14 protein-coding genes are annotated in these 23,666 nt (G+C 50.9%); 5 read left to right on the forward strand and 9 right to left on the reverse strand.

Annotation, left to right across the window (positions count from 1 at the left end; genetic code table 11):
* Positions 1 to 58: 58 nt before the first annotated feature.
* The 9 genes from psaC to ACN4EK_RS17155 form a co-directional block, all read right to left on the reverse strand.
* Positions 59 to 304, reverse strand: a complete 246-nt coding sequence (psaC, locus tag ACN4EK_RS17115; protein ID WP_009556083.1) for a photosystem I iron-sulfur center protein PsaC — start codon at positions 302 to 304, stop codon at positions 59 to 61.
* Positions 305 to 495: 191 nt separating this feature from the next.
* Positions 496 to 1,401, reverse strand: coding sequence for a CoB--CoM heterodisulfide reductase iron-sulfur subunit B family protein (locus ACN4EK_RS17120; protein WP_431659256.1), 906 nt, complete (start codon positions 1,399 to 1,401; stop codon positions 496 to 498).
* A 68-nt stretch (positions 1,402 to 1,469) separates the two neighbouring features.
* A complete protein-coding gene (locus ACN4EK_RS17125; protein ID WP_431659257.1) occupies positions 1,470 to 2,264 on the reverse strand; it encodes a hypothetical protein in 795 nt (264 codons plus the stop codon).
* A 134-nt stretch (positions 2,265 to 2,398) separates the two neighbouring features.
* Positions 2,399 to 4,069, reverse strand: a complete 1,671-nt coding sequence (locus ACN4EK_RS17130; protein ID WP_431659259.1) for a peptidase M15A — start codon at positions 4,067 to 4,069, stop codon at positions 2,399 to 2,401.
* Positions 4,070 to 4,082: 13 nt separating this feature from the next.
* Positions 4,083 to 4,874 (reverse strand): Uma2 family endonuclease, encoded by a 792-nt coding sequence (locus ACN4EK_RS17135; protein WP_431659260.1) that lies wholly within the window; start codon positions 4,872 to 4,874, stop codon positions 4,083 to 4,085.
* Between the two features lie 136 nt (positions 4,875 to 5,010).
* On the reverse strand, positions 5,011 to 5,166 hold the full coding sequence (locus ACN4EK_RS17140; protein ID WP_431659262.1) for a hypothetical protein: 156 nt from the start codon (positions 5,164 to 5,166) through the stop codon (positions 5,011 to 5,013).
* A gap of 171 nt (positions 5,167 to 5,337) precedes the next feature.
* A complete protein-coding gene (locus ACN4EK_RS17145) occupies positions 5,338 to 5,511 on the reverse strand; it encodes a hypothetical protein (RefSeq protein WP_431659263.1) in 174 nt (57 codons plus the stop codon).
* A 21-nt stretch (positions 5,512 to 5,532) separates the two neighbouring features.
* Positions 5,533 to 5,748: a hypothetical protein gene (locus tag ACN4EK_RS17150; RefSeq protein ID WP_431659264.1), complete on the reverse strand. Its 216-nt coding sequence runs from the start codon at positions 5,746 to 5,748 to the stop codon at positions 5,533 to 5,535.
* Between the two features lie 240 nt (positions 5,749 to 5,988).
* Positions 5,989 to 6,624 carry a peroxiredoxin gene (locus tag ACN4EK_RS17155; protein ID WP_431659266.1) on the reverse strand — a complete coding sequence of 212 codons (636 nt, stop codon included), beginning with the start codon at positions 6,622 to 6,624 and terminating at the stop codon, positions 5,989 to 5,991.
* A gap of 513 nt (positions 6,625 to 7,137) precedes the next feature.
* On the opposite strand from ACN4EK_RS17155, the gene ACN4EK_RS17160 reads away from it, so the two are divergent.
* From ACN4EK_RS17160 to ACN4EK_RS17180, 5 genes are all read left to right on the forward strand, one after another.
* Positions 7,138 to 7,899, forward strand: a complete 762-nt coding sequence (locus tag ACN4EK_RS17160; RefSeq protein ID WP_431659267.1) for a peptidylprolyl isomerase — start codon at positions 7,138 to 7,140, stop codon at positions 7,897 to 7,899.
* On the forward strand, positions 7,896 to 10,454 hold the full coding sequence (locus tag ACN4EK_RS17165; protein ID WP_431659268.1) for a peptidase domain-containing ABC transporter: 2,559 nt from the start codon (positions 7,896 to 7,898) through the stop codon (positions 10,452 to 10,454). Before ACN4EK_RS17160 ends, ACN4EK_RS17165 begins: the two co-directional genes overlap by 4 nt.
* Positions 10,455 to 10,796: 342 nt before the next feature.
* A complete protein-coding gene (locus ACN4EK_RS17170) occupies positions 10,797 to 18,962 on the forward strand; it encodes a cadherin-like domain-containing protein (protein WP_431659269.1) in 8,166 nt (2,721 codons plus the stop codon).
* Between the two features lie 565 nt (positions 18,963 to 19,527).
* A complete protein-coding gene (locus ACN4EK_RS17175) occupies positions 19,528 to 21,300 on the forward strand; it encodes an iron uptake porin (RefSeq protein ID WP_431659271.1) in 1,773 nt (590 codons plus the stop codon).
* A 320-nt stretch (positions 21,301 to 21,620) separates the two neighbouring features.
* Positions 21,621 to 23,594, forward strand: coding sequence for a hypothetical protein (locus tag ACN4EK_RS17180; protein ID WP_431659272.1), 1,974 nt, complete (start codon positions 21,621 to 21,623; stop codon positions 23,592 to 23,594).
* Positions 23,595 to 23,666 lie beyond the last annotated feature (72 nt).

Below are 23,666 nucleotides of genomic sequence, written 5' to 3' on the forward strand. Positions count from 1 at the left end.
TACTCCCTCGTGGTGTTTGAACCCACATGGATAAAAATGAATGCGTAAATGGTGCTTACTAGTAAGCCAGCCCCATGCTGCGGGTTGTTTCGGCTCCCAGGTAAACACGAATGCTTAAGAAATCGGTTGGGCAAGCAGTTTCGCACCGCTTACAGCCAACACAATCTTCCGTCCGGGGAGACGAGGCAATCTGTCCAGCCTTACAACCGTCCCAGGGAACCATCTCTAGAACGTCAGTAGGGCAGGCACGAACGCATTGGGTGCAACCAATGCAGGTGTCATAGATTTTGACTGTATGAGACATGTTATGAAAGGCTCCAAATGATTGCTTGACACTTGGCAAGTATCTATTAGCCGACTGTTTTAACGGCGATGAAACCGCTAAAAGCGTTACAGTCAAGGCTTAGTTTACCGTAATGCCTGAAACCCCTTAGACGGAAGGCTACAAAACTTCAAAGAATGTAATGTAGTTAGGTCGGCTCCTACCGATTGCGGTTACAATCCTAGTTTTTCTAGTACCGGGCGGGTCGAAACAATATGCCGATCGAGTCCCAGTTCTTCCGGTCGAATGCCCAATGCCAGGGCAACTAATTGCGGTAAATGTAACACTGGTAAGCCTAGTTTTTTGCCAATCACCGCTTCTACTTCCGGTTGGCGTGAGTCCAAGTTTAGATGGCATAGGGGGCAAGGGGTGACCAGACAATCGGCTCCCTGTGCGATCGCGTCTTGAATATGGGTACCTGCCATCTGGAAGGATTGCTGGGTTGCATAACTGGATAGTGGCCAACCGCAACATTGCGTCCGACCCCGATAGTACACGGGAGTGGCTCCTACGGCTGTAAACACGTTCTCCATCGATTGAGGATTAAATGGATCATCAAAAGGAATGTGTTCTTGCGTTCGGAGCAGGTAGCAACCATAAAATGCTGCACACTTGAGTCCCGTTAGGGCTTTTGTCACCCGTTGTTGTAAGGTATCTAAGCCATAATCACCGACTAATGCCCAGAGTAAATGCTTGACAGTGCCATTGCCCTGATAAGGGGAACAGCCCTCTTGTTTGAGTAAGCCGTTAATTTGCTCCACATACTCCGGACTCAACGTTTGAGCCGCCTTCAGACGATCGTCTACTCGCCCAATCACGCCCTGACAGGTACTACAGTGGGTCAGCAATGGCAAATTCAGGGCTTCCGCTAGGGCAATGTTACGGGCATTAACCGTGTCTTCTAATAGTTGCGAGTCCTCTTTAAACGTGCCTGAACCACAGCACGACGCTTTTTTCAGTTCAATTAGCTCAATTCCCAGAGCTTGCGTTAATCGCTGGGTCGATACGTACAGTTCCCGGCAGGCTCCTTGAGCAACACAGCCGGGGAAATAGGCATATTTGAGGGTTGACGATGGCATGATAAAGATGAACGTAGTCTCTTTACCATTATCTCGACTACATCTCAGCTTGGTGGAATTCTCACAATTTAATTATGTGCCATGCGGGTGGTGCGGAAGGTGACGTTAGAGCCTTCTTGGGTTTGCTCTAGTACCAACAAGGGAGTGGGCTTGGCTTTCTGATCCCAGTGCATGTTGGCAATGCGGCCCTGAATGGTGGGTTGCCAGGTGTCATGCTCACTGGTAGGACTCAGAAAGGTTTCCATACAGTCAATGATCTGGTTAATCGTGACGGATGTGGGTTGAGTCGGGAGTTTGAAGATTTTAATTTCAATTCGGAACAGTACCCGCTTCGTGCCTTTCGGCAAATCTCCCGGTTCATATTCCACATCAAAAACTTCATCAATGTGTCGCCCGGTACTGGCAATCCCAATTTCTCCCTGGTTTGCCTGAGTCGGACGCAGCGCCATACTGATTTTGTCTTTGACCTTGATCTTGATCTGGTTGAGGATGGCAAAGTGGAAGACTTCTTCTTCCATCCGCATCCGCAGATAGTCCAGGTTGAACTCGCGGGAGTGGATCAGGTCAGGGTTGCGCTCCATCTTGGTGATGGTTTCAACTGCCAGTTTCAGTTTCCGCTGAAGTTCCTGGTTTTTGAATTTCTCAAACTTCAACTGTTTCTTCAGCCTTTTGGCACTGAGCCACGACAGCACTCCTAGAGCGACCAATAGGACAAACAGCCCACCCGAGGTTGCCATCAAAACCTGCGGAGAGATAGCACTAGTGGAACTAGGCGTTTCGGGACGAGAGGTGGGTTTTGGTTGTGCCGATCGACTTGGGGTTTGAGCCAACCAGGGTTCCACGAAAACAATGGGGGTTGACATAGTTACTTATCACACACTATAGCTGCATCTATTTGGTAGAGTTCCCTAAACCATCAGGATGGAATCATCTAACCTAACTCAGGTTGTCAGAATTCAAGACAAATTCACATAGAACGCAAAACTATGAGGAATCGTTAGGCAAGATACCACCGCACCCGATCGCGACGGCGATCGAGATAGATCAAATAGGGGAACTGGGAATAGCTCTTTAAGCCGCCCGACCACCAGGGATCGAGAAACCAGTAGATCTGGTTGCCAGTAAAGCCTTCACAATATCCCTCAATCGCATCCCCCAGGCTATGGCGGTTTTGCGGATTTCTGGTCATTCTAGCGCTAATCTCGACCGGACAATACCAGGTGGTGATGGTAAACGGTCGTCCCAGCCGATCGCAAACCTGCTGAAACTCAGTGGCTGCTTGCACAATAGAATTCACGGTCATTTGGTTGGGAGGCAGATAAACGCCACCGTGGGTCGCTTCTGCCCAGGTAAAACTGCCATTGGGAATAATTGGCGCGAATAGCTTCAGGCTTTCTAGAGTCCAGTGGCTATCCAGTTTGGGGAGAACTAACGGTTGAGGAACAGGTGGTGCGTCAGCGCTGCCCCGGCGAGCGGTTGCCATTCGCTGTTGGTGTTCTACCAGAGTTTGTATGGTTTGCTGGGGCGTAGTGAACTCATACCAGCGTTGAGCTAAATGTAGCAGGGCTTCTCGCTGGGTTTTCGTGCCACTGTAGCACTGAGGTAATCGCTGGAGGAAGTTGATTAATGCCCGATCGAGGTGTGTGGCAGCTTGGGTGAGACTGGCTGGATCTGGATGCGGTTGAGCAAATAAATCTGCATCAATCCCGAGATGAACCAGTGCCGCCGATCGCGTTTCTAATTGTTCCCAGTGCTGAAATCCTTCTACTAGAGCATTCCGTTGATTGCCCTTGCCCTCATAGGCGTGAGGGATATGTTGGATCAGTGCCACCAGAGCAGCATCCAGAAGTTGAGGGTCAGGGGTGGGCAGCGGGTGATGGATGAGGTTCACGATCGTGGCTTCCCGAGAGGGTAACTGCCGCCATAATTGAACGGTGCGTAATAAGGCTTCGCGTTGATGGGGATAGCCAGAGTAGCTGGCAAACACTCGATGACTGAACTGAAGCAGGGTAAGATCCAGGGTGGTCACGTCAATGTCGTGGGGATGACCATTGTAGGGCGATCGCCCCATTAGCATAGCAATCGTGGCATCTGGGGTATCCAGCTTCAGCCAAAGGCGCACCATTTCGACCAAGGCGGCACGTTGATGGGGCAGACCGAGATAATGGTTGGGTAAATGCTCGATGAACGGTGGTAATTGCTGTTCTAACGTCGCCTGATCATGCCGTAACCCGATCACCTGGAAATCATGGGCAGCATCGCGACGGTAAGCATTCAGGAGACTGTCAAAGTCACAGGCTTCTAACTGTGCCGCCGTCGGATCGCTGGGGGGCGCAACATACCCATAGGCGATCGTGTGCAGGAATTTATCGCTATAACGACCTTGTTCGCTGTCCCAGAGATCCGTTGCTTGCCACCGCTCGGCAATGCAGTGATTTGTGAAACTGCGTAAGGTGTTGGCGGCATAGCGAATTTGTCCTGCCAGGGTTTGCACCTGGTCTGGAGCAAGGCGATTGGTAGGCGAAATCCCGAGTCCAGTTTCGCGATCGCTGAGGATGGGGCTGGTATGGGCAGCATACAAGGCCGTTAGGATCGGCTTATGAATTCCAGCCCGGATCGCTTCTTGGAGAAATAAGTCCTGACGCTGATGGGAATTGAGCGGAGGCATAGGACGGATGGCGTTAATCTACCTCATCGGGATTGATTCCCTGCGATCGCAGATAGGTCGCTAAGCGATCGGCGCGTTGCCTTTCCTGCTCAGCGCGTTGCCTTTCCTGCTCAGCGCGTTGCTTTTCCTGCTCAGCGCGTTGCCTTTCCTGCTCAATCTGCTCCACTGCCCACGGGAGTAAATCACCCGCTTCAGTCCACCATCGCAACCAATAGCCGGTTCGTTCTTCTTTAGTACCGCGCCATGTGCCCAAAAATAGTTGCATCTCAGCTAACCAGTGGCGACCATCGTAATTCGGTTGCTCTAATTCGTAGCGTCCGGCAGTGAAGCGGTAAACTTCCAGCAAGCCAGTGGCTGGTTCAAAAATGATGTAAACAGGGACATTTAAAACCTGTTCATAAAAAAACCACTTGCCCAGAGGCGGGGTGCGCTTGACGGAATATTCTCCTCCTTCAGTCTCAGAGAGAAATTCCATTACAACGGTCGGAATGTCACCTTCTAGATGCGGGGTATAGCTTTTGCGCTCTTTTCCAGGCTCTAAAACCCTTGAGACATAGACCCAATCTGGCGCTTTAATCACCAATTCCTGATTCACCGTGGCACAGAGTCCGAAATTGGACGCAATCAGCATCTGAGGCTGAATATAGTTTGCCAGCTCCAGGCTTTCTCGCAAGGCTCCAGCAATCAAAGGTTGACCTGTATTTTCCACGGGGGTGTCATCAAGTTGAAAATCGTCTGGCAGGGGTTCCCATGTGATCGTGAGGGAAGAGTGCTGGGTCGCGGTTGGGGTAGGGGAAGTAACCATAGCCTGCCTGGGTTGCGATCGATGATCTTGATTTTAGCGCTGGCAGTAGGACGGATCCGAATTAATCACAGTCGGCAACAATATCCTGTAGGGGTTAACTTGCGATTGGGATGACAACTTTTGAACCGGGTGACAGTTATTTTGTCGCGGTTAGCTCGATCGCGGGAGTGACAATGCTGGAAAGGGCGGCTTTAGGTTGGGCAACCCAGGAGAGCAGGGCAACCAGAGCTAAGAAACCGAAGAGCAGGGCACTGGTTTGGACGAAGAGAGGAAATTCAGAACTCCGTTGCATATCGAACCTCCTGGTGAATTGGGCAAGTTAGTTAACTGGGGCTATACCTTTAATCATCTCGGATGTGGGTGATTCCTGACGTGATTCACATCTGTTCATCCTGTGAGTTTTAGACCCGTAACGAGTGACTTGAGTTCCTATAAGCTGTGATCGGTAACACTCCTCGGTGGCTTACGCGATCGGGCGGATCATTCCGGTTGCCAAAGCATTGAGTAGCTCATCGATCGCGGCTAGTTCTGTATCACTAAACTCGGTTGATGCCAATAGTCTATTAATACCGCGCTCTACGGACATCGGTAAAACTCCGGTATCTAACACCTGTTTAATCAGATGAACCAATTGCATAAGTAGATCCCCGCAGGTAAATTACGAAATCACCGAAAGGTCGTTCACTACTTGGACACGTCCATGCCGCAGCGCATAAAGCAGGCGATCGACCATTTGCCGATCTTCCTCACTCATGACCTCACCCAGAAGTGCCGCTTGAATGCCATATCGATCCGCCAGGGTCATAACATGCGTGGTACTGACTTGAGCAAATAATTCGGAGAGTGCGGTGGGTAGGAGGCAGAGAGGAATCATGGGGACGATGAGTGAACTCGATAGTATTACTATCGCTGGTGGGGCTGGGATCGGGCGTGATGCATAGGGTGGCTCGATCGTGATCTGCCAATTGCCTGAATGTGATGAGCCAGAAGCCAGGTGGGTGATAGGGATCACGGGAACCCGAAATAACAAAGCAGGATGAACTGGATGTCCACCCTGCTGTTCAGGTTAATTTGACTGGCTAATCTAACATTGGATCTGCCAGCAGCCCACCGCTTACTTATTCGGCTGAGGAGTCATGCGCAAGTAGGGTCTGATTTCAGTTACCCCTTTGGGGAATTTCTGTTTGGCTTCTTCCGTGGGGATAGAAGGCACAACCACACAGTCATCACCATCTTTCCAGTTGACCGGCGTTGCCACACTGTAGTTGTCGGTGAGTTGTAACGAGTCGATCACCCGCAGGATTTCGTCAAAGTTACGTCCGGTGCTGGGAGGATAGGTAATGGTCAAACGCAGTTTTCTCTGCGGATCAATTACGAACACTGTCCGCACTGTCACCTTGGCATTGGCATTAGGGTGAATCATGTCATACAGATCCGACACCTTTTTGTCGGCATCCGCCAGGATCGGGTAGTTCAGGGTGGTATTTTGAGTGTCGTTAATGTCCCCAATCCAACCCTTGTGGGATTCCACATCATCGATACTTAGGGCAATGACTTTGACATTCCGCTTATCGAACTCTGGCTTGAGCTTGGCTACTTCACCGAGCTCGGTGGTGCAAACGGGGGTATAGTCGGCGGGGTGAGAGAAGAGCACGACCCAGCTATCGCCTGCCCAATCATAAAAATTAATATCCCCTTCGTTTGACTGTTGGGTAAAGTTTGGCACTGTGTCGCCTAGTCGGAGCGTCATAAGCGAATTTCCTTCGGAGTTGCAAGAACGAGAGTCTAAAGAGTTTAACTCTATTTACTCTGTGATCATGCCATAAAACCCAGTTTCCCGGTCGGAGTTTAGATCTATTTATAATTTCGACGAAATCCTGAAGGGCTGATAAAACTTATGGGTAACTACCCAAGAGTAATGTGAAGATAATGTCAAGATAGGGGGAGCCAACGATCGAGTCTGGGCTGAGATTTGGGCTTTATAAGCGTAAGGATTGGGTTCAAGCGGCAGTGCTGCTGTAGTCAGGTTTTAGATTATGCAGAGTTTAAATCAGTTATTTAGGTTGGCTAAAGATTGTCCGGAGCGGTGCGTAATTCTTCGATACGGGGTAATAGAGCCCATTTATGACGGCTAGTTCCTGCGATCGCTGGCTTTCTTCATCAGAAACACAGAAGTCTGTGAAAAAATTATGCAAAGCTGGCGATAATTAGCCTGAACAAGATAGCAATAAGAAACAAATCCATCCGCATCACACCTGAATTCATGGAATCCAAAGCTCTTTTGATCGTAGATGAACAGCCCCTCACGCTGAGACAGTGCCTGAAGTACTTGCAAATGGGCGGCAAGCTGCAACCGTTCATCGGTGACATTCTCAAGCAGTATGTGATTGAGCGGGAATTGGAAACTCGCCAGGATCTGGACATTAACCAGGCAACCGTGGAACAGGCAGTGGTTGATTTTCGCTTACAGCAAAAGCTGACCGATCCCAAATCGTTTCAAGAATGGCTGAATCGGAATGGTACCACCTATGAGTTATTTCATAGCCAGATCGTCAATGGCTTTAAGCTAGAAAAGCTCAAAAGCCAGATTGCCGAAGCGCGGTTACAGGAATATTTTATTGAGCGTAAATTACTGCTCGATCGGGTGGTGCTATCCCGGATTGTGGTAGCCAGTAAGGAGTTAGCTGAAGAACTCCATACGCAAATTAATGAGGGTGCTAATTTTGAACAGATTGCCCGTGAATACTCAACATCTGATGAGCGTGTTGCCAATGGCATGATGGGACCCGTGAGTCGAGGGACTTTACCAGACGTGCTACGGGCGGCGATCGATTCTGCGAATCCGGGAGAATTGGTCGGACCGATCGAAGTTGAGAGTTATTGGGCAATCTTTCGAGTAGAACAGTTTTTGCCTGCCACATTAGAAGATGGACAGCTTAAACAGGCGTTGCAAAACGAACTATTTGAGCGCTGGCTGGCAGAAAAAATTCAAACAATGACAGTCAAGTTGCAGGTGAGCGAATGATTGCTAACGACCTAACCACTAACTTGCCTTGGGATGCCCCCCCGCTCAGTTTCTTAAATCCAGAACAGCAGGTTCGGTTTAAGCAGCAGGCAGAGGTGCGTCGCTTTAGCATGGGTGAAATGATTTGGTCTACCGATGCCCCCGGTTGCCAGATCCTCGTCATGACTGGCAAGGTGCGCCTGGTGCCAGAAGAGGGGCAGTCCATGCTATTGAAGCCCGGGGATTGGTTAGGCGATCTGCTCGACTTGCCAGGATTTTGGAAAGCTAGAGCCGCCGATAAAGAAGTCACAGTGGTTGTGTGGCAAACCCAACTGTGGAGTACGCTGGTTTCCCCAGACCTCGATCGCTTTTGGGCAACTCAACGGGGTCGCTATCAACCCCAGGGAGTGAGTACCCGTCAGCCGTTTTCAGGCTTTCCGTTTGTTCCTGGTGTGAATACGGCGGCGGCGTGTTTAACGATGGTGGCAAACCATCTACAAAACTCCTCCCAACTCGAATGGGTGCAGCGTCAGCTTCGGGGACAGCGCCCGCCAGAGGTGGCAGAAGCGGCGGAAAAAATGGGATTTCACCTGCGACGGATTCAAACTACCTGGAATGATTTGCGTCTGCATAACTTTCCGATGTTGATGCAGTGGCGTGATGCTCCGGCAACGGCGACCAATGGCGCTAAAGCGACATCCCATTGGGTGGTGGTGTATACCGTCAAGGGCGATCGGCTGGTAATTGCCGACCCCCTCAATCCAGATTTGACCTGTGAAAGTGTACCCAAGGCAATGGTAGAAGCGGCTTGGGACGGTCAACTTTGGCAGGTAGAAACTATCCAGAAGCAAGAGCGCTTTAATCTCGGCTGGTTTTTACCAGCAGTATGGAGATATCGCACTCTGCTGTCTGAAGTGCTGTTTGCCTCTTTCACACTGCAAATCCTGGGGCTGATTAGCCCAGTGATTACCCAGGTGGTGATCGATAAGGTGATGGTGCAGGGTAGCTTATCGACTCTGGATGTGATGGCATTTGCCATGCTCACCGTTGCCTTATTTGAAGCTCTTTTAGGAACACTGCGGTTATTTATCTTTACCCATACCGCCCGTCGCCTCGATCTCAGCTTATCTGCCCAATTGTTCCGTCACTTAATGCGGTTACCGTTGTCCTATTTTGAGGCGCGACGGGTGGGTGATACTGTGGCACGGGTGCAGGAGCTAGAGAATATTCGCCAATTTTTGACCGGGACAGCCTTAACGGTCGTGCTGGACTCCTTCTTTGCGGTGGTATATCTGGCGATCATGCTGTACTACAGCATCCCCCTAACATTTGTGGCTCTAGCGGTTATTCCCTTATTTGCCATCCTGACACTTGTAGCAACGCCGATTCTGCGGAACTGGTTAAATGAAACCTTTAACCGCAGTGCGGATAGCCAGTCATTCCTGGTAGAAACCGTGACGGGGATTCATTCCGTGAAAGCCCATACGGCGGAACGGGCATCCCGCGAACGGTGGGAAGGTCTATTTGCCCGGTTCGTGCGAACTAGCTTTAAAGCTTCGACGACCTCTAACATCAGCAACAATATTGCTGACTTTTTAACGAATCTTTCCTACCTGCTGATTCTGTGGTTTGGGGCACATTTAGTGATTGATCAAAAGTTCACGATCGGTCAATTAGTGGCGTTCCAAATGTTCTCCAACCGGATGACTGGGCCATTATTACGCCTGGTTCAACTGTGGCAGAATCTACAACAGGTCTTGTTGTCAGTCGATCGCATTGGCGACATTCTCAACTCTGCTCCTGAGGCAGAAGCTGGGACTGGCTTAGTCCTTCCTCCTCTGAAGGGTAACGTTGCGTTTGACCAAATCTTTTTCCGGTATCAACCGAATCAGGAACCTGTATTGCGAGGCATCTCGTTTACAGTAGAACCGGGAATGCTAGTCGGGGTTGTTGGTCGCAGTGGCTCGGGTAAGAGTACCCTGTCTAAACTACTGCAAGCCCTGTATCCACCAGAGTCAGGACGGATTTTGGTAGACGGCTTTGATGTCAAAAGTGCCGATCTGTTTTCCCTCAGAAAGCAAATTGCCGTCGTGCTACAAGAAGACTTTCTGTTTAATGGCAGTGTTCTCGACAACATTAGTTTAGGAAACCCCGATATTTCCGCCGAACAGGTTGTAGAAGCTGCCCGTTTAGCTGCTGCCCACGATTTCATCAGTGAACTGACCCATGGTTATGAAACCAATGTGGGAGAGCGGGGGACTTCCCTATCCGGAGGACAGCGCCAGCGGGTTGCACTTGCTCGCTTGTTTTTGTCTCAAGCGCCAATTTTAGTCTTGGATGAAGCCACCAGCGCCCTGGATAGTGAGACGGAGCAACAAGTGTTGCAAAATCTCCAACGGGTTTCCAAGGATCGGACTGTATTTCTAATTGCTCACCGATTTGCTCCATTACGAAAAGCCGACCTGATTCTAGTTTTAGAGAAGGGGGTGCTGGTGGAAAAGGGCACCCATGATGAGCTACTTCAACGCAAAGGGCTATATTATTCCCTCTATCAGCGTCAGCAAGCAGCGGTTTAACTCCCAACAGTTTGGATACATTGATCCATCCTCTCAGGGTAAAGGTTTTGAAGCTCTGGTTCTTGTCAGTAGCCTAAAAACTTCTACCCTGATTGTTTTATGAGCTTAGCTTGTCCTCAACTTCGAGTGGCAATTAGGTCGCTTTATAGAGTGAAGGGCCTTAGGTAAGTGAAAATTATTTCACGGTCGAATTAAGATGCTACGATTAAAGTTTTCTCCGGAATTTCTGTAACTTCCTTGTAGTAATTGAGTTAGGGGAGATCTGTAAAGATCTACGAATTTTGTCAGTAAGAATGTACTTGGAGGGCAGAATAGCTATGCCATTGTTCCGTGGTGATAGCGATGCCTGATAATGTAGGTAACACTCTGAGCCAGGCTCAGGGAATTGTCCTGGGTTCTGTCGCCAAGACATTTACAGATTCCGTTGAGTTCGACGATAACGACTATTACCGCTTCACGCTGAATAGTCGTAGCAGCTTTAATTTGGCACTTACCGGGTTAAGTGCCAATGCCGATGTCCAGGTGTTGAATAGCTCAGGAGCGATCGTCACTGATTCAGATAACATCGCTCTGTCTTCCGCCAATGGAGGTACGCTTCCAGAGATCATTAATACAGTGCTGGATCCGGGCACATACTATATCCGAGTATTTCCAGGGCCTCCTGTTAATCCAGCCGATCCAGCGAATACGACTCCCAGCACGAACTACTCATTGAATGTGCTGGCAGATAACGGTAGTCGTACTGATATCCTTTGGCGTGACTATGCTACGGGACAGAACTTTATCTGGCGGATGAATAACACTAGTCTGCTATCCACAGATTCTTTACTGACGGTTACAGGAGGTTTGACTTGGCGAATTGGCGGTGCCGCTGATTTTAACAACGATGGTGTTTCAGACATTGTCTGGCGGAACCAGCAAGATGGGAGAGAGGGCGTATGGCTAATGAGCGGCACTGTTGCTGCTTCTTATGCTCCCTTACTGACCTATAACGATCCCCGTTGGGAAATTCGGGGCGTAGGAGACTTTAACCAGGATGGTCACCCCGACCTGGTGTGGCGTAGCCGCAGTCAAGGGATTACAGGAATTTGGTTACTCAATGGGCTCAATCTGATCTCATCTGTCGTTCTGCCCGCTTTAGGTAGTAGTTGGGATCTGCAAGGAGTGGGTGATTTGAATGGCGACAACCGCCCGGATCTGCTCTGGCGTAGCGGTCTGAACAATGCCGTCTGGTTCATGAATGGCACCAATTTAGTGAGTTCTGCTTCGTTGGTCAGCGAGGAGATCCTGACCAAGCAGATGCAAGGCACAGGAGATTTTAACGGCGATGGGCTAACGGATATCCTGTGGCGAGATTTTGCAACTGGAGCCAATGAAGTCTGGTTAATGAATGGCATTTTGCGATCGGCTATTGTGCAGCTACCTACCCTGGTGGGGACTGAGACTACCAGCATCGCACCCTATCAACGCAATGTTCCGATCGTCAGGCGTGATATAGCCGGAAATACCCGTGCATCTGCGCTCCAGATTGGACCCTTAAATGGCAATGGCATTTACCAAGACAGTGTGGATGCTGCCACGGATGCCAATGATTATTATCAGTTCTCGTTGGGTAGCCGGACGAGCTTGAACTTAGCGTTGACGGGTCCTAATGCTGGGCCGCTCAATAGCAACCTGGATGTGCAAATTACTGATTCCTTTGGCACAATTGTTTTTCAATCGGCACAGGGAGGCACGTCGCCGGAGTCCATTGTTGGCGATCTTGACCCCGGAACCTATTACATTCGGGTGTTTGCTCAAGCGGGTAACAGTTTATATCAACTGAGCTTGCAGGCAAATAATCAACCGCGCTTGGCGACCAATGTCCCTCTCACGCTCAGTGAAGGAACGAGTGCAACGATCGCCAGTACCTTGCTATTGGTGACGGATGAGAATAATCCACCTGAGCAAGTCAGATACACGCTGGTCACCCCACCTGATTTAGCGATCGGGAGTCTGAGCTTAAACGGGGCAGCCATTACCACGGGTAACACCTTCAGTCAGGCAGATATTAATGCGGGCAGGCTGACCTATCAGCAGAATGGCAGCGAGACACTGACCGATAACTTTGTGTTTTCAGTGTCCGATGGGCAAGGAGGAGCGATCGCGGCAACGAGCTTCTCCATTCGAGTGATTCCGGTGAATGATGCTCCAGTGTTGCTGACGAATCTGGGTGTAACGCTCAGTGAAGGGGCAACGGCCGTGATTGCCAATACGCTGTTGCTGGCGAGTGATGTGGATAACCCGCCTGTACAACTAATTTATAGTCTGACGAATTTGCCGGCTAATGGAACGCTCTCGCTCAATAGTGTAGCCATCACAGCGGGGCAAACCTTTACCCAGGCAGCCATTGATAGTGGAGCCCTCAGCTATCGCCACAATGGGAGTGAAACGCTCAGTGATAGTTTTACGTTTGCGGTGGTAGACGCTGGCGGTTTGGGAACGACCCCACCGACCCAGGTCTTTAGTATTACCGTGACTCCGGTGAATGATCCGCCAGTCCTGGTGACGAATGCGGCGTTAACCATCAATCAAGATGCAACAGTCCCCCTCACCTCCACTCTCTTACGAGCCACGGATGCTGAGTTTTTGACGTTGCCGGATCAAATTGTTTACACGATCGTCACAGCCCCACAAAACGGTAGCCTGTTCCGCAACAATACGGTAACGACCAGCTTTACCCAGGCCGATCTGGACAATGGGCGGGTTTCCTACGACCACAATGGCACCAATACTAATAGCGACAGTTTTACCTTTACGATTTCGGATGGGGTCAATACCGTCACCCCGGCATCGACCTTTAACATTACGGTGACTCGCGCCAACTTCCCACCTGTTTTAACCTCAAACACAGGGTTGACCCTGGCAGAAGGGGCAACCACCACAATTGGTGCGGGACAATTGCAGGTGACGGATCCAGATACGGCAACGCCGCAATTAGTCTATACGCTGGGTTCTCTGCCAGTAAATGGACAAGTCAAACGCTTGGGTACAGCGCTCACGGCAGGGCAAACCTTTAGCCAGGACGATATTGATCAGGGGCGGATCGAGTACCAGCAAAATGGCAGTGAAACGCTGACCGATCTGTTTACCTTCACGGTGTCGGATGGTGTGGGTGGTAGTATTGCCAGCCAAACCTTTAGCATCAACATTACTCCGGTTAATGATGCTCCGATCCTGTTAAGCAGTACGGGTCTAACCGTGTCGGAAGGCAGTGTGGCAGATATTACCAATGCCCTGCTACTGTCTAGTGATCCAGATAACCTGGCTTCCCAGATTACCTATACGATCGCAACTCCACCCAGCAATGGCACGCTTCTGTTGTCGGGGACAGCAACGAGCAGCTTTACCCAGGCGGATGTTAATGGTGGCAATTTACGCTATTTGCAGAATGGCAGTGAGGCGACCGCCGACAGCTTTACCTTTAATGTCAGTGATGGCACGACGAGTGCGATCGGCACTGGGACGTTCAATATTGCGGTCATCCCTGTCAATGATCCTCCCGGTCTGGCACAAAATACCAGCCTCACCTTAAGTGAAGGGGCAGCTTCTGCGATCACAGATAGTGTCCTGCTGATTACTGATAACGATGGGCCGGGACCGATTACCTACACGGTGGGAACGGCACCCCTTAATGGCATCTTGCGCCGGGGAACGACGACTCTGAGTGCAGGCTTAACCTTTACCCAGGTTGATGTCACGAGTGGTCAGCTCACCTACACGCACAATGGCAGTGAAACGACCCTTGATAGCTTTACCTTTACGGCATCAGATGGGTCTACCGGAACGATTCCGTTAGCTACATTTAACATCGCGGTCACGCCAGTCAATGATGTGCCAGTGTTGCTCTCGAACGCAGGTGTGACCCTGGATGAAGGCGGTGTGATTGACATTACGAGTAGTTTACTGCGCGTCAGTGATGGAGATAATCCACCCTTATCTAGTCTGGTTTATACCGTGACTCCGCCGAGTAACGGTACGCTGCTGTTAGCCGGAGCACCGGTAACTAGCTTCACCCAGGCGGATATCAATAGTGGTCAACTGCGTTACCAACATAATGGCAGCGAAACGATCGCGGATAACTTTGTCTTCACAGTCAGTGATGGTCAGGGTGGCACGATCGCGGCGAATACCTTCAATATCGTGATTAACCCAGTCAATGATGCGCCAGGGGTGGCGGTTAATACTGGTATTGGTCTGCTGGAAGGATCGGCAGGAAATGTTATTAACAACACGGTGCTATCGATCACTGATAATGACGGACCAGGACCCATTGTTTATACCTTAGGAACTGGACCGGCTCGCGGCGTGTTGACTCGCAGCGGTGTGACGCTGTCTGCCGGACAAACCTTTACTCAGGCAGACTTGACAGCTAGTTTGATTGCGTATAGTCACGATGGGTCTGAAACGACCAGTGATACCTTTACCTTCACAGCCTCCGATAGCTCTACGGGTGTCGTGCCACTGCGTACCTTTAGTCTGACGGTCTTCCCCACCAATGATGCGCCGGTGATCACGGTTCCTGCTGCTCAAACGGTGAATGAAGATGTGCCGCTCGTCTTTACAGGCAACACCCGAATTAGTATTAGTGATGCCGATGCTGGCAGTGCCCTGATCACCGTGAATGTCTCGGCGGTGGGTGGCACCATTAGCCTGGGTTCAACGGGTGGTCTTACCGTGAATGGCAACAACACCGGCTTTGTCAATCTGCGAGGATCGTTGGCTGCCATTAATACGGCATTAAATAACCTGACCTACCGGGGAACTCCCAACTTTAATGGCACTGGTAGTATCACGGTCTTCGTAACCGACGAGGGTAATACTGGGGCTGGAGGTGAACAGACGAATACACGGACGATCGACGTTAATGTGCTACCGATCAATGATGCACCGACGTTAACCATTACTCCGACAACGGTAACTGTCCTGGAAGATACCCCACTGAATTTGACTGGAATCACTGTCACAGATGTTGATTCTGGGACTAATGCCGTTCGAGTCTCCGTAGTCGCTGGACGAGGCACTCTGACTGTAGGTAATGCCGGGGGGGTCACGTTTGTTGACGATACGGTGAATAACGCCAGCACAATTGTGTTTGAGGGCGTGATTGCCGACATTCAAACGGCGTTGTCTAGCTTGGCATATCAGGGTAATCCCGATGTCAATGGTACAGATACGATTACAATTCAGGTCAATGACCAGGGCGCAACGGGCGCTCCGGGACCGTTATCGGTCACTCGTTCCTTGACGGTGAATGTCACGCCGGTCAACGATCGCCCCACGTTCACAGGTGGTAGCAATGTGGTGATCAATGAGGACGCTGGAGCTCAGACGATCGCGGGTTGGGCAACCAATATTTTGCGTGGACCCGCCACCGCTACGGATGAAGTGACACAGACCGTGACCTTTAATGTCACAACCGACAATGCGGCTCTGTTCTCTACTGCGCCAACGGTTGATTCGGCAACTGGTAATCTGATCTTCACTGCTGCGCCCAATGCCAACGGGACGGCAAATGTCACCGTCACCTTACGGGATAACGGTGGGACTGCCAACGGTGGGGTAGATACCTCAACGCCGTATGTGTTCACGATCGTCGTGAATCCCGTCAATGACGCGCCGACCTTTACTCCAGGGTCAAACACCCTGACAATTCTGGAGGATGCCGGTCCACAAACCGTGAACTGGGCGACGGCAATTTCGGCAGGCCCACCGAATGAAGCGACCCAAACCCTCAGCTTCAATGTGGCAAGTAGCAATCCGTCCTTGTTTACGGTAGCTCCGACTATCTCCCCGACGGGTGTGTTGACCTACACAACAGCGCCGAATGCCAATGGTGTAGCTGTTGTGACGGTGACCCTACAGGATAGTGGTGGCACAGAAAATGGTGGTGTGGATACTTCATCGCCGCCACGAATCTTCACGATTAATGTCACGCCAGTCAATGATGCGCCTACCCTAACGGTTCCGGGAGCGCAGACGGTCGATGAGGATACCAACCTGACGATTACTGGCGTTAGTGTCACAGATATTGACGCAGGTACGAGTCCGATTCGGGTCAACCTGACCGTGACCAATGGTGTTCTGAATGTCAGTTCTCTCCCAGGTCTGACGATTACGGGCAACAATAGCCGAATTGTCTCGATTACAGGTTCGGTTGACAATGTGAATACGGCATTGGGCAACTTCAACTATCTCGGCAATGCCAACTTCAATGGAACCGATACCCTGACGATCGTTGCCAATGACAACGGGAATACCGGGAATGGTGGAGCGCTGACGGCAACCCAGACGATCGGCATTACGGTCAACGCCATTAACGATGCGCCCTTGCTGACGGTTCCTACTAGCTTGACTGTGGCTGAGGATACCAACCTGACACTCTCGGGCATTACGATTACCGATGTTGATTCAGGGGCATCAACGATCGAAATTGCGCTCACGGCAACGCAGGGAACGATCACGCTAGGAACGGTACCTCCAGGGGTAGCTGTTTCCGATAATGGCACAAGTAATGTGACGTTAATTGGGACGCTGACAGATCTGCGAACGGCTCTGGCAAATTCAACTCTTCGCTATCTGGGCAATCCTGATTACAACGGTGCCGATATCATTACTGTGACCGTGAATGACAGAGGCAATACAGGTTTTGGTGGACCACTGACCGTCACTCGCGATATTAATGTCACGGTGACTCCAGTGAATGATCCGCCTACCCTGACATTACCTGGGGCACAAACGGTGAGCGAGGATACCGATCTGGTGCTGACTGGCATCAACGGCATCGCCCTGACGGATGTGGATTCTGGCACTAGCCCAATTCGCGTCTCGATCGGGGTTACAAGTGGAACGCTGATCCTGGCTTCTACAAATGGCATCACCTTTGTCAGTGGCTCGAACAACAATCGGACTGCCACCTTTACCGGCACCGTGGAAGATGTCCGGGCAGCGTTGGGTACGCTCACCTATCGACCAAACGCCAATTACAACGGGGCGGATACCCTGACTGTCTCGATTAATGATCAGGGGAATACTGGGGCTGGATTGGCTGGAACCGCGAGCGGTACAGTGGCTATTTCAGTGACGGCTGTCAACGATCCCCCGGTGCTAGTGACGAACACTGCCCTAACGGTGAGTGAAGGCGCTCCACCTCGCACTATTAGCAATAGCCTGCTCAGAACCACGGATGTTGACAACACGAATGTCCAACTGGTCTACACCCTGGTCACTGCCCCGAATCCAGTGAATGGAACCTTGCTGCTGAATAGTACTGTCTTGAGTGCGGGTCAAACCTTTACTCAGGATGATATCAACAACAGCCGGATTGCCTATGCTCACAGTGGTAGCGAAAATCCGACGGATAGCTTTGTCTTCCGCGTGTCTGATGGCAATGTGACGTTACCGGATGCCACCTTCAGTATTGTGGTGAACCCGATTAACGACATTCCCGTTGTGATCAACAATCTGCCATTGACGCTGAGTGAGGGGGCAACCAGCACGATCGCCAATACGGTTCTGCGGGTGACTGATCCAGATAACACAACCGCTCAACTGCGGTATACGCTGACGAATACACCGACCAGTGGTAACTTACGGTTGAATGGTACTAATCTGACGGCAAATCAGACCTTTACCCAGGCAGATGTGGATGCTGGACGAATTTCCTACCGCCACAATGGTAGTGAAACGACCAGTGATAGCTTCGTCTTTAATGTGTCGGATGGTGCCGGAGGTAGCACAGGCACTCGCGTCTTTAATATCTCGGTCACGCCAGTCAATGATGCGCCGGTAGTGCTGTCCAATGGTCCACTCACCATTAATGAAGGGGCGATTACCACAATTACCAACAGCATCCTCAGAACCTCGGATCCCGATAACTTAACCTCGGCGATTCGCTACACGCTGCCCACGGCTCCAGTCTTTGGCACCCTGAGACGGTCAGGGGTGGTTCTCAGTGCGAACGATGTCTTTAGCCAACAGGACATTGATAATGGCTTGATTACCTATCAGCACAATGGCAGCGAAGACCTCAGCGATGTCTTTGTCTTCCAGGTGTCGGATGGGATTGCTCCTGCCATTAACCGCATCTTCAATATCACGGTGAACCCAGTCAATGATGCGCCCGTGCTAGTGAATAATACAGGGATTAGTCTGGATGCTAGCACCGTTTCGGTAACGGAAATCAACAATAGTCAGTTGCTGGTGACCGATGTGGATAACACAACCGCGCAACTGGTCTATACCGTCAGGTCGCTACCATCAGCCGGAACGTTACGACGGAACGGAGGAGTCTTGAATGTGGGTCAAACCTTCACACAAGCCGATATAGATGCAGGGATCATTACCTATGACTATCCCGGCTTTGGTGGGTCTGATACCAACTTCCAGTTCGAGGTATCCGATGGTGGCCCAGGTGGAACATTATCGATCGCCTTCTTCGATATCTCCTTCTTCTTCTCAGATAGCTGATGGGCTGAAGGTTGCTCAACGCTGCGGCTAGCTAGATCTGATTAACTAGCGCAGGCGCAGGCTTCTAGGATAAATCCCCTATCTGACTGGATCATTTGATCTGAACAGATGGGGGATTTTTGTCGCGATCGCGGTCACAATTACCAGCTAGATTTTCATCCTTTAGATTAAAAAATAATCCTCATCCGTGGATAGAACCGGCTCGATTCAGTGATCTGATTAGGGGCATCTGGCGGGAATGAAGCGCGATCGATACCCCGATGCGAGCTGTATAAATTGAAGCAGCATGAATGATATTGCATCTGCCTGATGACAGAATTACCCTAACTTCAGAAACCTGGTTTAAGCTCTTTAAAGGAAGTTTTCAAGCTTGCTTTAAAGCAGCCATTTAATGGCTTAATTTCAATGTCATTTGATTAAGACCATCTGAAAGCCTGACGTTGATAGCCATTAGAAGGGTAAAGTCATGAAAGGGTAATGACAAAAGCTACCAACTTTTAGCGGTTAAATCTGTGGTGTGTGTTGATCAAGCATCTCCAGTTGCGAGTGGAGGAGGAGTTGAGAAATGAAAAAGATCTTTACGATCGCCGAAACCCTAGTTTCCCCAGTGCTAGTATCAGCCACGCTGGGGCTGTTGATGGCAGATCCAGTCCTGGCAGGATTGCCCAGTAGTCCATCCCCGCTGTCGTCTGATGAGGCGCAATCCTCTGAGATTTTAGCGGCTCCGATTGACGAACAGGTGCTTGCGGATAGCCACTTGATCGAAGAGATCAACTCAGTCGCGAATTTGGAAACGTCAGCCGATGCCAATGCCCCAACGGATGGCATGGAGCAGATAACGTCGGTATCCCAGTTAACTGATGTTCGCCCGACGGATTGGGCGTTCCAGGCATTGCAATCTCTGGTGGAACGGTATGGTTGTATCGTCGGCTATCCCGATCGCACCTTCCGGGGCAATCGAGCCATCACCCGCTATGAGTTTGCCGCTGGTCTAAATTCCTGTATGGATAAAATTCAGGAACTGATTGCTGCTGGTACGGCGGATTTGGTCAGAAAAGAAGACCTGGATCGGCTGAATCGTCTGATTAACGAGTTTGGGGATGATCTCGCTGTTATTCGTCGTCGCATTGATAATCTGGATGCCAAGACGGCGATCTTAGAGAGACAGCAATTTTCTACGACAACAAAACTATTTGGGCAGGCGATCGTTGGCTTTCAGGGACGCAATAGTGCCGAAGTGGAATTGGCAGGAATCCCGTTTGATGATGATTCCAACCAACTAAACGTGATTTCCAATGTGCAACTGAGCTTGTTCACCCAGTTTTCGGAGCGCAGTCTCTTATTTACCGGGTTACAGGCTGGCAGTGGCAGAAGCTTTGGCAATCAACTGTTAACCAATGATGTGCTATTGGGATACGAATCAGACACGCGGGGTGAGGTGCAACTGAGTGACCTGACCTATCGGCAATTGGTGGGCAATAATTTAGCGCTGGTCGCTGGGGCCCTGGGGGTGAACATGGTCAACGTGTTCCGGGGCCCGAACCGAATTGAGAGTGCCGGTCAGGGGCCTCTATCGCGCTTTGCCCAACGCAACCCCATTCTGAATATTGGTGGTGATGGGGCTGGGGCTGGGTTTGACTGGCAAATTAATGACTGGATATCTTTACAAGGTGTGTATACCGCTAACCGTCCCAATCTGCCGAACGATGGGCTATTTGGTGGAGAAAATGGGTCGCGGACTGTGGGGGCGCAGTTAACCCTGGCTCCGACCAATAGCATAGATATTGCGCTGCACTATGCCAACTCCTACTCACCTTCTGGCTTTTTAGGAACCAGTGTGGGCGATGATCAGTTAGCGTTGCCCAACCCCTTCAAGTTTCCCGAAATTCGGGCACCCCTGATGACGAATGCGTTTGGCGCTACCCTGGCATGGCGCGTTTCACCTCGGTTTACGGTTGGCGGCTGGGCTGGCTACACGACTTCTGATCTGAAGGGATTTTCGGGCAGTGTGGAAACCCTGAACTGGATGGCGTTTCTGAACTTTCCCGATCTGCTGCTACCCGGTAATTTAGGAGCGATCTATGTGGGTCAGCCGCCGCGCATTATCAGTAGCGATTTGCCGATCGGCAGAAATGTGCCTGATTTTGTCAACGAAGGTGGAGTTGGGGACGAGGGTGGACAAAAGAATGTCACTACCCATGTCGAAGCGTTTTATCGGTTTAATGTCTCCGATAACATTAGCCTGACACCGGGGGTAATTTTCATCTTTAATCCCCGACATAATAACGATAACGACATGATCACGATCGGGATTCTACGGACAACATTTACCTTCTAACGGTAGGATTTTTAACTCACTATTCCCTGCTAAGAATCACGATTGAATAGGGAACGCTAGTTGATGTCACAGAACACCATGATGGGCAAAACTTTATCTGAGGTCGGGAACTTTCTCCGGAACACAGCGTTCAACTAACACTACGGATAAAAGTTAGTATTCGTATTTACCGATCTCAGGTTGCCATTTTGCACTCTACTGGTTGATTCTTCGGTGATCCGGAAGCAATCTGTACCAATTTAGTTAGTACCCTGTTGATTTCCTGTTTGTGGATCGTTGGTTGATCCATTGTCCATTCACCTTCGTAGAGGATTTCTGCTGTGATAAAACCATCCACCCGATTTACAGTTTGTTTGGGACTGTTAGCCGGTAGTCTGGCAATTTCCCCGATCGCAAGAGCTGACATTCCAATTTCAGGCGGACAAATTTCCGGGGGGGCTGCTTTCTTTGTACCCCGCACAACCACAGGGACGACCACAGGGACAACGACAGGGAACACCACTACCCCTGGTTCTCCCGTGTTGTTTGATACGGTAATCCAAACCCTCCGTATTGTTACTCCCAGCAATGGTTCCACCAGCACAGCCCGCTTCTTGCCGACTGCCGCCGGTTTTACAGATACCAATAGTGATGGCATTCCTAATAGCGGAGACATCGGGCGGCTTCAGGGTGTGTTGTCTGGGGTTGCCTTCTCCAGTGCGGGTAGCCCAGTGTTTTTCCAGGGAGTCCCAACCGCCCTGCGATTCTCGCTCACCAGTTTTTCGCCAAATCTGATTCAGGGTGGAACGTTAATCAGCCCCCAACAGGCGGGCAGCACTCCAGAGATCTTTTTGCCGGTGACTGGAGTTACCCTGTCACCAACCTCCAGTAGCACCTATACGGCTCGCACTGGCTCATTAAATGTGGGCCCATTTAGCGGCAACCTGGTGGGTGATTTTGTGGGCTTACCAGCCGATCTGCAATTCCGGGATGCCGGTAGTGGCAGCAATACCACCCCCACCGTGATCGAACTGGGTCGCCGTATTAAGTTCGATTTCCGGGGCAGTAATGTGATCCCGACTCAACCCACGACCACCGGCACTGGCACTGGAACCGGCACTGGCACAACCACCGGAACCGGAACTGGGACGGGGACGACCACTGGAACTGGGACAACGACCGGGACTGGGACAACGACCGGGACTGGGACAACGACCGGAACTGGGACAACGACTGGGACGGGAACGACCACGGGTACTGGCACCGGAACAACGACGGCTCAAGGTCCCACGTTGAATCAAACCACAGATCTTGATCCGTTAGATGGCTCGTTGCAATTTAACGGCCCAACGACCAGTTTCCAGATTCAAAGTGTGGGTACGCCGGGAACCAGAGAATTCAAGATCGACGGCACGATCGCGAATCTCAATATTGCCCTAACCGCTCCGTTTACCTATACCCAACAGGGAACGCTGAGTAATACGGCAGCCACGACGTATCAGATCAGTGGTGAAGGTCCTGGATACATTTCGTTTGGTGGTACTAACTCCATTGCCTTTTCTGGTACAGCCCGACGAGATACCCGATTCCGGTTTGACCAGGCAGGGGGCAGCATTAATGGTAGAAGCTCGGGAGATGTGTCGTTTAATCTCCGGGGTCAAAACGACGATTTTAGTAGTGGCTATACTCCACGTTCGGGCTTGTACTCGACTGGTACAGTCTTTACGGTGATTCCATCCATCACGATCGTCTCCATTTCTGGCTCGGCTTCAGGGTCAGGCAGTGTCACTGGTGGCACAACGGGCACGTCGTTTACAGGCACTCCTGTGCGAATTGTGACGAACAACACGAACTCTATCTTCTTCGCTCCATTTAATGCCTCTGTCAGTGTGCGGGGTGATGACGATGACGATGACGATGACGATCGGCGGGATGATGCCACCCGTTACTACACCATTTACCAACCCGCAGGTTCGGTGCAGTATGTGGTTGAGCAGGGTTCTGGCGGTCGCATTCTGGTGGTTGAACGGGAGCGGGGTCGCGGTCGGGCAAATGGTCAGCGCCGGCGTGTGGTCGCAACTTACCAAACCGTAGGGCTGCCTAGCCGTGTCTTTCCTGGCATGATTGGTCTACGCCAACTGCCCACCGAACAGACGGGAGTTACGGATGATACGCAACAGCCGTCATCGGGGACAACGACCCCAGACACAACTACAACCCCCGGGACAACCACCACACCTGGGACAACCACTACACCGGATACAACGACCACACCCGGGACAACGACCACCCCTTCAACGGGGACACAACCCTAGAGGATGGCGATCGGGTAGTTGTTGATTGATCCGTGAACTGAATTCAGTAGGGTAGGAGGTCACTCACCTACC

This window comes from Pantanalinema rosaneae CENA516, from assembly GCF_050753385.1.
GTDB classification, from domain to species: Bacteria; Cyanobacteriota; Cyanobacteriia; order Leptolyngbyales; family Leptolyngbyaceae; genus Pantanalinema; species Pantanalinema rosaneae.

Excerpts from the sequence above, each read along its gene's own strand:
- ACN4EK_RS17155 (WP_431659266.1), bottom strand. The coding sequence starts at position 6,624 with ATGACGCTCCGACTAGGCGACACAGTGCCAAACTTTACCCAACAGTCA.
- ACN4EK_RS17170 (WP_431659269.1), top strand. The coding sequence starts at position 10,797 with ATGCCTGATAATGTAGGTAACACTCTGAGCCAGGCTCAGGGAATTGTC.
- ACN4EK_RS17130 (WP_431659259.1), bottom strand. The coding sequence starts at position 4,069 with ATGCCTCCGCTCAATTCCCATCAGCGTCAGGACTTATTTCTCCAAGAA.
- ACN4EK_RS17140 (WP_431659262.1), bottom strand. The coding sequence starts at position 5,166 with ATGCAACGGAGTTCTGAATTTCCTCTCTTCGTCCAAACCAGTGCCCTG.
- ACN4EK_RS17150 (WP_431659264.1), bottom strand. The coding sequence starts at position 5,748 with ATGATTCCTCTCTGCCTCCTACCCACCGCACTCTCCGAATTATTTGCT.
- ACN4EK_RS17145 (WP_431659263.1), bottom strand. The coding sequence starts at position 5,511 with ATGCAATTGGTTCATCTGATTAAACAGGTGTTAGATACCGGAGTTTTA.
- ACN4EK_RS17120 (WP_431659256.1), bottom strand. The coding sequence starts at position 1,401 with ATGCCATCGTCAACCCTCAAATATGCCTATTTCCCCGGCTGTGTTGCT.
- psaC (WP_009556083.1), bottom strand. The coding sequence starts at position 304 with ATGTCTCATACAGTCAAAATCTATGACACCTGCATTGGTTGCACCCAA.
- ACN4EK_RS17160 (WP_431659267.1), top strand. The coding sequence starts at position 7,138 with ATGGAATCCAAAGCTCTTTTGATCGTAGATGAACAGCCCCTCACGCTG.
- ACN4EK_RS17135 (WP_431659260.1), bottom strand. The coding sequence starts at position 4,874 with ATGGTTACTTCCCCTACCCCAACCGCGACCCAGCACTCTTCCCTCACG.
- ACN4EK_RS17175 (WP_431659271.1), top strand. The coding sequence starts at position 19,528 with ATGAAAAAGATCTTTACGATCGCCGAAACCCTAGTTTCCCCAGTGCTA.
- ACN4EK_RS17165 (WP_431659268.1), top strand. The coding sequence starts at position 7,896 with ATGATTGCTAACGACCTAACCACTAACTTGCCTTGGGATGCCCCCCCG.
- ACN4EK_RS17125 (WP_431659257.1), bottom strand. The coding sequence starts at position 2,264 with ATGTCAACCCCCATTGTTTTCGTGGAACCCTGGTTGGCTCAAACCCCA.